Consider the following 12228-nt stretch of genomic DNA (forward strand, 5'->3'; position numbering starts at 1 on the left):
CTTATAAGTCCATCTCAGTCATGGATTGATCATTAAGCGCGTCACTAATATCACGGCCACTGGCTATATCACTCACTTGTTGTACACGCGGTGCGCCACCCGATGCCATATGCGCCTGATTTAAATCATCTATGCGTTGTGCTAAATGAATAACACTGGGGTAATCGAAAATATCCGCCACAGTTACGCGTATGCCAAATGTGCGATTAATTTTAGAGACCAATTGCATCGCAAGCACCGAATTACCACCGGCGTCAAAAAAGCTCATCTGTGTACTCAATACACTACGGTTTAAAACACCTAAGTAGCATTGCAGCAGCGTCTGCTCGGTTTCATTACAAGGCGCTATTACGTCGTTTTCTATATGTACTTCGGCTTCAACAGCTGGCAGAGCCTTGACATTAAGCTTGCCATTGGCGGTAGTGGGCCATGTATCCAACCAACATACGTGCTCTGGAAGCATGTAATTAGGTAAAAAGCTTGCAAGCGCTTGACGCAAATGACTTAGCGTCCAGTCCGCTTTTTGTTGGTTGTCGTTCAAACAATAAATACTTAACGCACGTACGTCGTTATTAACTGGCACAATCAAGGCTTTGACATATTGCGTGCCAATCAGCTTGGTTAGCTGGCTTTCAATTTCCCCAAGTTCGATACGATGACCATTCAATTTGACTTGCTGATCTAATCGACCTTGAATTTCAATATCGCCGCTCACTAAACGCCTAGCCCTATCACCTGTTTTATAAACGCGATGATGTGCTGAATTTGCAAATTGATGTTCAATAAAGCGCTCTGCGGTTAGCTCGTCACGGTTCGTGTAACCCTTCGCGACGCCTGCACCACCAATCCAAAGCTCGCCCCAAACACCAATGGGAAGAGGTAACGAATTTTGTTGCGCATCATTTGCCATTACAAACAAGCTAGTATTGGCAACGCCCTGACCAACCGTAATAGTTTCTTTGTCTGTGATCCGCTTAACCGAAGACCAAATCGTGGTTTCAGTCGGGCCATACATGTTCCAAAGCTCCGCCCCATTCGACAAAATTTCGTCAGCAAGGGGTTTATCTAATGGCTCACCACCACAAAGCACTTTAATACCCTGCATACATTCGCTGTTGGTCTTAAGTAGAAGTCGCCATAACGTCGGGGTTGCTTGCATCATGCTTATTTGCTGTGTTTGCATAGCGTCAATGAGCGCACTTGGATCGCTACATTCTTGCTCATTCGCCAAGATCACCGTAGCACCCACGCACAATGGCAAGAACAGCTCCAGCATCGCAATATCAAAAGCAATGGTTGTGATTGCTAACAGCTTGTCTTGCGCCGTTATCCCTGGAGCCTTTTGCATTGCATTTAATAGATTAAGTAAATTACCGTGGCTGATTGCAACGCCCTTTGGTTTACCCGTTGAGCCTGACGTATAAATTACATAGGCGGTATGACTCGAGGTCAAATTGACCTTAGGTGAGTCATCATTTTGCGCTTCAATTTCAAGTGCCTCATTGTCAATATCTAACACTTTAAATGGGGCATGCGACAGTATCTCGCTGTCATTGCTTGTGCTATCGCAGAGCACCATGGTGACATTGGCATCTTGTAAAATGTCAGTTACTCGTGCAGCAGGATAAGCTAAGTCAATTGGCAAATAAGCCGCGCCCGCTTTCATAACGGCCAGCAATGCAACGAGCATTTCGGCACGTCTAGGCAGCGCTATCGCCACTAAATCATGCTCTTTTACGCCTTGCGCTATTAGATAATGAGCAAGCCGATTGGCTTTTGACAACAGGCTTGAGTAACTCAGTTGCTGTTGCTCGCATACAAGTGCAACTTTCTGAGAGTTGGCTTTTGTTTGCTGTTCAAACTCTGAGATAAAACTGGTTTTCTCACTGAACGACATCCCGTGTGTATTTTCAAGCTGTTGCGATACCAAGACTTGTCTATCAGCATTACTCAACAACGAACAAACATCAGAATCAATTGCGTCATCGCTTCGCAAATTAGCGAACAACCCAATTAAGCTATCGAGATAACCTTGTATTTGTGCCAACTCATAGGAACTGCGATTAAACTCAACTTGTAAGGTACTTTGCGCATTGACTGTCAGTACGTTTAAGCTGAACTTAAATTGACCATACCGCGCCTTGCTTGTAATTGAGCTTGTACGCATCCCATCAAAAATCGGTAACGTCGCCACCCTATCTAAGTTGAACAGCGTACTAGGCGTGTTTTCGCCACTATTTACCAGTTGGGCGTACGGATAATGCTGATGTTCAAACGCATTGAGCAAGGTATTCTGAACGCGTTTGATTAGCGCGCCGATGGTTGTGATCTCTTTAAAATCCACAACGATTGATAGTAAATTCGTGCAATAGCCAACCAAGTGTGTGTCCAGTTTATCAACATCAACACCCGCACTTTTTACCAAGTTGGGTAGTTGCCTATCGGAAGATGGAATAGCCACAGATACAATTGCTTCTTGACTTAACTTATTCAGCCATAACATATACAGCGCCAGCATCGTTGCAAATTGGCCACAACCTTGCTGTTTTGCAAGCGTTGACACATTTTCCATTACATCAGCGTTTAGCGGAATATTGACACTTTCAACGTCAAAGGTGTCTTTTGAAATTTGCGCTGACATAACCGGTGGTAATACTTGCTCACAATCAACTAGCTGCTCACGCCAATAACCTTGGTCTTCCAGACATTTATCGGATGCAAGATAGCGCTCCAGAGCGGCAACATACTGGCTAAACGCAACACCTTGCTCAGAAGCGATATTTGCTGACTGACTGTACTGGTTGGCCACCGCATCCAAAACTAATGATAAAGAGATCCCATCATATAAAACGTGGTGGGCAACAAGGGTTAAATAGTGCTCTTGATCAGTAAGTGAGATAACTGAAAATCGACATAAGCGTTCATTATCAAAGCTAAAAGGGTGATACCTCAACTCATCCAATAACGGTATTAACTCCTGTGTGTCAGTGATTGTAAATTCACCACACAGCTCATGCTTGGCACTAGTTAGTTGATGCGTTAAACGCTCTGTATCGATGCCGCAGTTAAGCAGTTCAAATTGGGCATGTACTTGTTGTATGGCATTTTTTAGTTTGGCCTTATCAAGTTGTCCACCTAACTTGAGTGTTGCCTGAAGATGATAAGCCTTTGCGCCTTGCTCAGAGCTTAGCGCCAATGCTAGTAACTGCTGTTGACTTTGCGTCAACGGGAATTCCGTCACTTGGCGATTAGGCTCTGTTGGAGTGCCAAAGTACCCTGCCTTTTTCAACGTTAACGCACTGTCTTTGACCGCTTTAATGATCAGCTCAACATCTTCAGTAGAATGCGCATCGCTTAAAAAGCAGTTGCGCCCTTCCCAAATAAACACGCCTCGCGTCAGCATTTCATAAAAGAATACGTCTAAGTTCTGATTAAACTTGAATCTAAATAAAGAGCTAAACGACTCAATCGTGATTGGGATCTGCTCTAGCTTGAAGAAGTCATTGAGTGTCTCTCTCAGATAAGTTGTTTTATCTTCAATACTGGCTTGCAGGCGTGCACCTCTGTGTTTAATTTCACTCAGGACCGCTTTGGCTGTTGCCATCACCAAGGGGTGTTTACAAAATGTACCCGCAAAAAACGTCGTGTCGGCTTGTGGGAATGAGGTATCTCCGTATTGCCATACACCTCCGTCAATACCGTCTAGATATTTCGCACTGCCCGCAACCACACCTATTGGTAAGCCGCCCCCGACGATTTTTCCGTACGTGGCCATATCGGCCTGAATGCCTAGTAACGCCTGTACGCCACCTGGATGCGCTCTAAAGCCAGTGATCATCTCATCGAATATCAGGGCAATATCTAGCTCTTCTGTCAGCTCTCTTAGCTTGTGTAAGAATGACCAAGGTTGTAGATCTGGGTGGCGACTTTGCACAGGCTCAACCAATACCGCAGCGATTGAACTGGCGTTCCCTCGAATGATCTCTAAAGCCGCATCGTCGTCATAGTCCAATACCAAATTATCACTGATCGCGCCCTGTCTAACCCCTGAGCACATCGGCTCAACGCCCTGTTCACTGGGATGTGCCAGCGTGCCATCGTAATGGCCATGATAAGCGCCATTAAACTGCACTATTTTGTCGCGCTTGGTTTTACTGCGCGCTAAACGCACGGCAGTCATGACCGCCTCAGTGCCCGAATTACAAAAAGTAACCCGTTCAAGTCCGGTTAATTCGCTAACCAGTTTCGCTGCTTCACAAGCATTGGTACTCGCTAAACCCAACTGCAAACCCGCATCTACTTGCTCGTAGAGTGCTTGTGTTATGAACTCAGGTTTGTGGCCAAACAAGTTCACGCCAAAGTCCATGGTGATATCAATATATTCATTGTCATCAATATCCCAAATACGCGAACCATGGCAGCGCTTTGAGTAAATTGGATACAACATCTCTTTACTCGAAAGCCTAAATCCAGCGGAGGCTCTGCAATCAGCTAAATGAGCACGATGTTCAGCGACCAGCGCTTTTGAGCTATTGGTTTTTGCCACAAATCTCTTAGCCAACTGCGCTTGATGTTCGGCTATCTGCGCTGACATATGAAGCGCGCTAATTTGCTTAGCTTGGAAACCAGGTAATACGCTGGTGGTTTGCTTACTGGTCGCTGGTTGTTTAAATGTGCTAGGCGCATTATGAGTGGCGTTTACTTTTAAATGAGGTGAAGCCTCGTTTTGTGTGCCGCCTGAATGCATCACCCGTAATTGTTGCGCAACTACGGAATCTACACTGAGTCTTGCTTGTTCGTGCGTAACGCTCGCTGCCGCTTGTAATTGTGCATTAAAAATTTGTGCAAAATCACTACTTAACAGAGGTTGTTGTGCGATGTTAACTGTATTTGTTTGCACGATTGGCGCGACAGGCTCACCGTGTCCCTGTAAGTAATCGCTGTGAATAGCGATATACTCAACCAGTCGCTCAACGGTACTCAACTCTTCGTAGAACTGCCTAACGCTAAACTCTATGTTGAACTCTTTTTCATATGACCGAACCGCTTGCATGATCATTAACGAATCAACGCCCATTTCCAATAGCGGTTGAGTCAGATGAATGTCACTGGCACTCATTGATAACTGCTTAGCAAGCGTATTAAGTACAAAGCCCTGAATTGCCTCAACTCTGTCTGAACTGTCAACCGTGACCATTGCTTGCTGCGATGTATGAGTGACAGCGTCAGTTATCCAGTATGGTGTTTTCGCAAAAGGATAAAGCGGCATAGGTGTTTTCGGCGTATCAAATTTGCCATACAACGCTTGCCAATTAATCTCAAAACCTAATTCATATAAACGCGCCAGTGCGTTTGCAAAACAACTATTATCAGTGTGCTTATGCGTCAGCATATTGAGCAATTCGTCATTGCTACGTGCTACATTTTCTTTTAACAATGCGCACAAAACAGGTTTAGGGCCAAGCTCCAACACACACATGGCATCTATTGACTTCAACTCATCCATCGCTTTTGCGAATTCCACTGGCTGGATGATTTGATCTATCCAATACTGCGCTTGGGTAATGAGTTTGCTTTCGATATCGCCCGTTACCGACGACAAAAATGCTATCTTCGGCACATTATATTGAATGGAATGAGCAACATGAGCGAATTGCTCAAGCATTGGACGCATCAACGGTGAATGAAAAGCCTTCGCGGTGTTTAATTGCTTGTATTTGATTTGCTGACTTTCAAGCGCTTTGCAAATCGCGGTAATAGCCTGGTCACTGCCTGAAAACACCACCCCACTGAGACCATGGTAAGCAGAAACCGTAGCTTCATTGCGATATTTTTCGACTAGTTGTTTGGCTAACTGTTCAACGCAACGCGCTGACACCATGCTTCCAGCGGCTTCTAGCTCATGCATCAATTTAGCACGCGCACAAATAAGCGTTATCGCATCTGTCAGCGAAAACACTTCCGCCAAACAAGCTGCGGCATATTCCCCAACACTGTGACCAAGCACCACTTTCGGTTCAAGCCCTAAACTCAAACACAATTTGCCCAGCGCATATTCAAGCGCAAATAAAGCGACCTGAGTCCATTGTGTTTGCTCTAACAGCGCTTGAGAGTTTTCGCCAAACAGCGCATCAATTAGCGAACCACCGAAGCTAGGTGCAAGCAAACAGTCACATTCATCAATAACCGATTTAAAAACGCCCTGAGTTTGGTATAGGCTCAAACCCATTTTTGCATACTGAGCGCCTTGACCTGTAAACGCAAATATTAATGTTTGCGGTTTGTCTCCCGCTTTTTGTGCAGGTTGTGAAGCAGTTTTTAACGCTTGAATTAAATCGTTTCGTGAAGTGGCAAAGTAGCCCGAACGATAGTCTGAAAATTGCGGTTTTAGCGCACTGTTGTAAATCAGCGCATCAAACTCATCGTCTGATTTGTTTGCTAGCAACTGCCCATAACTTGCAGCGAGCGCTTTCAAACTGTCCGGTTTTTTTGCCGATAACGGCAAAACATACAAAGCTTTGTTAGCTTCAATATTGAGTTTTGGAGAGTCAAAAGAAGCGGGTGTTTGCGCACAAATAACGTGAGCATTTGTGCCACCAAAGCCAAACGAGCTTACACCTGCAACCATTTGCCCATTGTTTGATTCAGGCCAAGGTTGTAACTCGCCTTTCACGCTTAATGGTAGCTGCGACCATTTCACGTGTGCGTTGAGGCGCTCAACATAGCGCTGCCCTGGGATCTGTTGGTGTTGCAAACATAACAGCGTTTTAATCACCCCAGCAATTCCAGCACCTGACTCCAAATGACCAATATTGGCCTTAACAGCCCCTAGTAGCAATGGCGCTTGCTTCGTTTTGCTTTGTCCATAGGTTTTATTTATCGCTGAAATTTCAATTGGGTCGCCCAACTCAGTACCCGTGCCGTGGCACTCAACATATTGAACATCCGCCGCGGCAACCCCCGCATTTTGTAAGGCATCTTTGATCACGGCTTGTTGAGAGAGGCCATTTGGTGCTGTGATCCCATTACTGCGGCCATCTTGATTAACCGCACTGCCTTTGATCACACCATAAATATGATCTTGGTCAGCAAGCGCGCTTGCCAAAGGCTTCAGTAAGATGCAGCCAATACCCTCACTTCTTACATAGCCGTTGGCAGAGTCAGAAAAGGTTTTACAATGCCCATCTTCTGCGAGCATTTGCGCGTTATCACAGGCATTAGTCACTTCATCACTGAGAATTAGATTAACCCCAGCAACTAAAGCCGCGTCAGTTTCATTATTACGGATCGCTTGTACTGCTTGATGCAAGGCCACCAGTGACGATGAACATGCGGTATCAATCGCCACACTCGGTCCAGTAAAATTGTATGTGTACGATAGCCGATTGGCAGCGATGCTCAGCGCCGTGCCCGTGCCTAAATATGGATTATCTTTTATTGCTTGTTTTGACAGTAAAAAGTAATCATTTTGAGAAATACCGACATATACGCCGATGTTATTACCAGAAAGCTCTGAAGGCTGATATCCCGCAGATTGTATTGCATGATAGCTCGTTTCTAACAACAAGCGATGCTGGGGATCTAAGTGCTTGGCCTCAGTCGGCGATATTGAAAACATAGGTGCATCAAAACTGGCAATGTCTTTAACATAACCGCCCATTCTCGTTGCCGCGATGCTTGGGCAAAGTGCCAAACGATTCGTGTTTGGCAGAGATATAGCATCTCCCTTGTCAACCAGTAATTGCCAAAATTCATCGACATTGTCTGTATCAGGGTAACGACAAGCCATACCAATCACAGCAATATCGTGGGCACCATCGGGATGTTTATTCGCCTCACTATGCGTACTTTGTTGAGTGCTTTCAATATCAGCGTTAGATGAGGCTTGTTGTTCAAATCCTTGCTGAATTTTATCAATTTGGCACAAATACGCTGCTAGCTGAGCAATGGACGGATATTCGTACAAAACGGTCGCTTCGAGATCTATGTCAAAGTGTTCCATCAATTCGCCGGAAATGCGTACGGCTTTGACGGAGTCTACCCCTAGAGACACAAAAGATGCGTTCGCATCGAGTGAAGATGAGTCTTTATCCACCTCAAATGCGATATGCTCTTTAACAATTGCAATAAGGTGCGTATACAGCGCACTATTGTCCCCTTGATTTTGCTGCTCCGATTGCGGGTCATCCGTGCTTGCTACAACTCTACTTCGCGCCAATATTTCAAACTCATCGGCTAAATAATGGCGTTTATTTTCTTGCCGTTGGATCTTACCACTCGATGTTTTTAAAATGCGGCCGGGTTTAATCAACACCAACTCAAATGGCACAACGCCATGGTGTTCAACAATGGCTTCATTCATTGCAGCAAAAATAGCTTCAGCGTCGAGTTTTCTGACAAATGTGCGTTTAACTTGCTGCACAACCACTAGGCCTTCTTCACCATTTTGCAACTGAATTGAAAACGCAGCGCCGCCATTATTATCTAACGCCTCGTGACATTCACTGACACTGAGTTCTATATCTTGCGGATAGTAATTCTTGCCTTTAAAGATCAACACATCTTTACAGCGTCCAGTAACGTATAACTCACCGTTGGCAACAAAACCTAAATCACCCGTTCTCAAAAATGGCCCGGCCTTATCGCAGGCGGTATAGGCATGGAATGTTTCTTTTGTTTGTTGCTCTTTTTGCCAATACCCTTGTGCAACACTTGCACCTTTAACCCAAATCTCGCCAACGGTACTATCAGAACAGCGTTCTTTGTTTTGTGGATCAACGATTATTACTTCATGATTTTGCCAACTTTGGCCACAAGATACGGCGTAATAACCATTATCATCATAACAAAATGCATCTTGCTGTTCTTTAAGCAATACTGCTTTGCCACGTTGCAGCTGTTGTGCATCGAGGTTCAACACCGGTGTGCGCTCAAGTAGCTTGTGGCCTGTAGCAAACAAGGTTGTTTCGGCCATACCGTAGCAAGGTGAAATACTATTTCGTCTCAAGCCGCACTGTTTAAACTTTTGATAAAAGCGCTCTAGCGTATTTGCGCGCACAGGCTCAGCACCGTTGAGTGCCGAACGCCAGTTTGATAAATCTAACTCTGCAAGTTCACTGTCTTTTATCGTGTCTACACATAAATCGTATGCAAAATTGGGGGCGCTTGATGTAACCGCTTTAGTTTCACTCAACAGCTTTAACCATCTCAGCGGTTTTTGTAAGAAATAAGTGGGATTCATCAACGTCGCAGGAGCACCAATATAGACCGGGTGCATAATGCCAAAGATCAAACCCATATCATGAAAGTGCGGTAACCAACTTACAATTTTACTATTGCTGTCATGCTCAAAAGCAATCTTCATCATTTCTTCATTGTCGATGATATTGCCATGACTAACCATAACGCCTTTCGGGCTACCCGTTGAGCCAGAGGTGTATTGCAAAAATGCCAGATCTTGCTGGTGTATAGCGATATGCCGCCACGCAGGTACTGCTTCTGTAGGACGTACAAATTTATCAGTCGTAAGAATGGGTAAATCACGTAAGGTTGGTTCTGCTTCAAGTAGAGGACTGGCGATTTCGCTGATTTTCTCGCTTGTTAACGCGCCTTTCGCTCCTGCATCTAAAATGATGGCGCGAAGCCTATCGATATTTTGGTTTTTCTTCGGCGGGTATGCAGGGACTGCAATGATGCCGGCGTACAAGCAAGCAAAAAACGCCTCTATAAATTCAAAACCAGAATTGAACAACAACAACGCTCTATCTCCTCGTTCAAAACGAGTGGATAGTTCAGTAGCTATTTGTTTAACGTTCGAGTCAAGTTGGGAATATGTCAGCACTTTTGCTGGTTGGTCATCTTCGAAGAAATATTGATATGCAACGTCATTGCCGCGAGTTTCAGCCAAAAAGGCTAAAGAAGCCACTATATTGTTTTTCATTCCATGCCCATTAACGATTACCACAGCCCTTACAGGAACCGTTTTGATACACCAAATAGTCGAAAAAGCGAAATAATACTCTTTTATCAACCAAGCGATGCTGAACTACACCATCAACACCACTAACCAAATGGGTAATCAACGCGCCAAGAGCACGCGCTAAAAAACTGCCCCAACCAACTGACTTTTAATTGATAATTAATATCTAAAAGTCATTAGTAAGAAACCGAAAATCTCGAATTAACGACCACAGAACTTCAAACAATTTCTATCGTAAAATATTCATTTTCAATAAGTGCTTTTAAAACGATGCTATCACCATTCAGATCCAAAAAACACCAAAAAAGATACATTTTTTTAACTTTTGCGTATTTTTACTTGGCTGCAAACCTGTGTGTTAGGACGGTCTAAAATACGAGCCATGACAATGACACATAAAAAGAACAAAATTTAACCAGCACTAACTCACCATATTCTGCACGTTTGACTGGTCAAAATAGATAGCTAGAAAGCTACATACATGAAACACCTCGTTTACAACAAGAGTCTAGTCTAACTAATTTATTTTGCTAAATTTAATTCATAAAAAATTTCAGAATCAGTATATGTGAACAATGTCTAAAAACTACATTGTCGACAACACAATTAGCATGTGACTTGATAAGGAAGCTAACACTTCAGTATTTCATCTATTTGTCAGTGCTTAATAAGTTGCAATTTTTAATTCAAAAGTTTGGGGAATTGGATAGAGAGGAGTTAGATATACTCAGTGCCTATGAGTACACCTAACTTCTGAGAGCTGACAACTTAACCTATTACTCGCACAGGCGTTTTTCTTGGGCCAAATTTTTAGTGTCACACTTCAAAAACACCTTGCCTTTCTTATTAATAAACTCCCCTTGCCACTGACGTGCATCCGGTGACAATTCAATGTTCAAAAAGCCATGCTTGCCTTCAACATTCATCAGTGCTTTTTGTCCGTCAACTAGCATTGGAAAACTCACGTTTTTGGTTTTATCGCTTAAGCTCACTCCACTATTACCAACAACTAATTGTGGAGGGCGACCAGAGTCCGCACTAAAAGTCGCAGATTGGTAAATATGCATATGCCCTGATAAAGACAAGCCAATATTCTCAGAGAGTTTACCTTGCTTGGTATTAGCTAAAGCGGTTTGTAACTGTTTATTGATAGTGGTTAACGGTGTGCCTTCAATAACCCCCCATATCGGCCTGTGTGTCATTATCCACGTTGGTTTTGATGATGTACTAGCAAACGCATTGATTTCGTTAAACTGTTTTGTATATTGTGCCGTGAGTGAATTTGTATCTCTATCATCACAGGCATTGGCTGAATCAAACACCCAAATATTCATATTATCAAAGCCAATATTGTAGGGTTTGATCATCACTATGTGATCTTTCGCAGCCTTAGGTGGTGTATTAAAGTTACCTTGAGCAGGACATACTTGCTGTTCAATACCGCCTTCTAATTCGGAGCCTGGGCCGAAGAAATAAAACCAACCAATTCCCGCTCGCGAGCACAGTTCATGATTACCTCGCGCAAATACAAAGGGTGCTGACTGCATCAACTGCTTTGCTGGCTCAAAAAAGTCTTGTTGCCAACTTTGCCACGAATCAGGTTTCGGACTACCCACTGCATTTTGACTATAATAGGTTTCCTCTAAGCCGCATGACGGACCACCATAGCCCCCATCACCCGCATCATAGGCGTATGTATCCCCTTCTATACTGCCAGAGGTGCCACGATAGTTGTAATCGCCCATGTGCAAAATAACATGAGCACCAGCTTTAGCGCCTAATTCAGCTAACTTTGCGAACGGCTGTGCTGGCTCGCTGTTACAATCTTTAGTTTTACAACCCGTATCACCAAACACTTGTATCTTGATTGGATTATTAGATACGCTCGAGAGCATAAATTCTGAGTTTTCAACTTGGTACTGCGTGTCTAGCGCTAGTGTTGATTCACAAACCGTCACTGGGAATAGCGTTTCATCTGGTCTGAGCGCACGAATGGTACTTTTCACTACGTTACCATGAGTATCAGTCAAATTTGGACATTGATCTGACGACGCTAAAACGCCATTAATTATTAAACGTCCATAAACAATAAACCCGCCACTGCTGGCTGGAGCTAGCATACTGTAGGCGCCAACAACACTATTTTCCTGATCTGAGGGTTGTGAACCGTTAGTCATACATCCAGATAGAACAAGACATGTAAGGGGTAAAAATTTGAGCAAGCGCATTGAACATTATCCTTAATTAAA

The 12228-nt window shown here is 43.9% G+C and carries 2 protein-coding genes; both read right to left on the reverse strand.

Annotation, left to right across the window (positions count from 1 at the left end; all coding sequences use genetic code 11):
- Position 1: 1 nt before the first annotated feature.
- A complete protein-coding gene (locus AC5FX4_RS12280) occupies positions 2 to 9940 on the reverse strand; it encodes an amino acid adenylation domain-containing protein (RefSeq protein WP_493606671.1) in 9939 nt (3312 codons plus the stop codon).
- Positions 9941 to 10755: 815 nt separating this feature from the next.
- A complete protein-coding gene (locus tag AC5FX4_RS12285) occupies positions 10756 to 12156 on the reverse strand; it encodes a metallophosphoesterase (protein WP_493606672.1) in 1401 nt (466 codons plus the stop codon).
- Positions 12157 to 12228: the final 72 nt, after the last annotated feature.

The organism is Pseudoalteromonas sp. ATL1 (assembly GCF_058933015.1).

Coding starts and splice junctions, on each gene's coding strand:
- AC5FX4_RS12280 (WP_493606671.1), bottom strand. CDS start 9,940: ATGAAAAACAATATAGTGGCTTCTTTAGCCTTTTTGGCTGAAACTCGC.
- AC5FX4_RS12285 (WP_493606672.1), bottom strand. CDS start 12,156: ATGACTAACGGTTCACAACCCTCAGATCAGGAAAATAGTGTTGTTGGC.